The sequence below is a fragment of the Nostoc sp. 2RC genome (genome assembly GCF_014222165.1).
GTDB lineage: Bacteria > Cyanobacteriota > Cyanobacteriia > Cyanobacteriales > Nostocaceae > Nostoc > Nostoc linckia.
In genome coordinates this window covers 1-2045 of record NZ_JACKZU010000651.1, presented here as the reverse complement: position 1 = coordinate 2045, position 2045 = coordinate 1, and the positions used below count along the sequence as shown (strand labels likewise).

At 43.1% G+C, this 2045-nt stretch carries 2 protein-coding genes; one reads left to right on the top strand and one right to left on the bottom strand.

Annotated features, from left to right (window positions below; translation table 11 throughout):
* Positions 1-120 precede the first annotated feature (120 nt).
* Positions 121-786 carry a glutathione S-transferase family protein gene (locus GNE10_RS34155; RefSeq protein WP_185570454.1) on the top strand — a complete coding sequence of 222 codons (666 nt, stop codon included), beginning with the start codon at positions 121-123 and terminating at the stop codon, positions 784-786.
* A 72-nt stretch (positions 787-858) separates the two neighbouring features.
* Here GNE10_RS34155 and GNE10_RS34150 read toward each other — a convergent pair whose 3' ends face one another.
* A complete protein-coding gene (locus GNE10_RS34150) occupies positions 859-1854 on the bottom strand; it encodes a DnaJ C-terminal domain-containing protein (protein WP_185570453.1) in 996 nt (331 codons plus the stop codon).
* Positions 1855-2045 lie beyond the last annotated feature (191 nt).

The following is a 2045-nucleotide window of genomic DNA, read 5'->3' as shown; positions in this document are numbered from 1 at the left end:
GTTGGGGAGGGGTCTTGTCTATGTGTTGCATTATTTTTTCAAATTGGTATAAGTTAACTTTTTAGTACTAGGTATTCAGATACCTTGGAAGTAAAATAGTATAAAGTATGAGGTTTTCTGATGCTAACCCTTTATCACTCGCCAATTTCTCCCAATTCGCGGCGCGTTTGGATTACTCTGCTAGAAAAAGAAATTGAGTTTGAATTGGTAGAAATAAAACTAGATGGGGAGCAGTTGAAACCAGAATTTTTAGCGATTAATCCTTTTCATCAGATTCCAGTTTTGGTAGATGACGATTTCAAGATCATAGAATCCTTGGCAATTCTGGACTATTTAGAAGCAAAATATCCGACACCTGTGATGCTGCCTCAAAATGCAAAGGATTTGGCCATCGCACGTATGGTACAACTGATAACTGTGAATCAGCTTTTGCCAGCAACCACCACATTTTTACCTCAGATATTAGGCTTACCTGAACCCGAAGCAAAAAAAATTGAGCAAGCAAAGCAGAAAATTTCAACAGTGCTGAAGTTTTTGGAAAGCTTACTTGACGATCGCCCTTATTTTGGCAGCGAACACCTAACTTTAGCTGAAGTTGTGGCTGGAACCGTAGTAAATTGGTTACCAAGAGTAGGCATTTTCTTAAATGACTATCCGAAACTCAATACTTGGTGCGATCGCTTGATAGCACGTCCGGCATGGCAAGCTACTGAGGCTACTCCGGAGGTAATTCAAGCCTTCAAGTCTGTTGTGGTAGCAAGAATGGCACAGCAGAATGCTAGTTAGAAACCTGCCTATAGCGCTGATGTTACGCCTATAGGCAGGCTTTGTTTAGATAGGTGCTTGATAATAACTTTCTTACAGCTTGACTTGAGACAAATGACTGCGGGGATTATAAGTACGTATAGCGCGGATTTTTTCATAATACTCCCGTTCCTGTTGGCTGAGGTCTTTTGGTGGTGCGATCGCCACCTTCACCAACTGATCGCCCCGTCCACCCTTGGCTAAAGGCCAGCCTTTGCCACGTAACCGCAATGATTGACCAGAACGCACACCTGCTGGTAACTTGACATTAACCATACCATCCGGTGTGGGTACATCAATTGATGCTCCCAAGGTTGCTTCATCTGGTGTAATAGCCACTTCGCAAACCAAATTATCACCTTCCATTTGGAAAAACGAGTGCGGCTGAAGTTCGACTTTTAAGTATAAATCTCCCCGTTGTTGAGTCATGGGGTTGATTTGCCCTTTACCCCGCACGCGTAGGCGAGTACCAGTTTTAGCGCCACCTGGGATGCGAACATCAATTGTTTCATTGCCCAAACTAAAGCGCTTTTGCACTCCATGAAATGCTTCACCAAAAGTTAAAGTGATAGCAGCTTCACTATCTTGGCTAGTACCAGCGCCTGCATCTTGAAATCCAAAATCACTAAAGCCACCAAAACCACTTGGGGCACCTGTGGAAGTACGGTAAGAATAGGTTTGTCGCCCACCACGAGGACTACCACCACCAAAGCGTCCTAGTAACTCATTGATAAACTCATCAAAATTGCCGTATTGGCTAAAATCAAAACCGCCCATATCGACACCAGCGCCGCCAGACGGGAAACCTTGACCAGCTTGTCTCCAATATTGACCGAATTGGTCGTATTTTTTGCGTTTATCTGGGTCTGAGACAACTTCGTAAGCTTCATTAATTTCTTTAAAGCGTGCCTCTGCCTGTTTGTTGCCTGGATTAACATCAGGATGATATTTGCGGGCTAGTTTGCGAAAAGCTTGTTTAATTTCCTCTTGACTGGCAGTCTTACTAACTCCCAAAATTGCGTAATAGTCTTTGAAGTCCGTTGCAGCCATACCAGCCTCCTATAAAACTTTCCGTTATTTTTTTAAGATAAGAGATATTTAGTTTGCCAGGTATAATTGCCAAGCAAAAAGAATCTGACTTTAAATTAACAAACAATATACAAAATCAAGTGTGGTTCTTGCTCACCGGGCGATCGCAATTTCCGTACTTTGAAAGAGTGGGGAGTGGGGAGTGGGGGGAT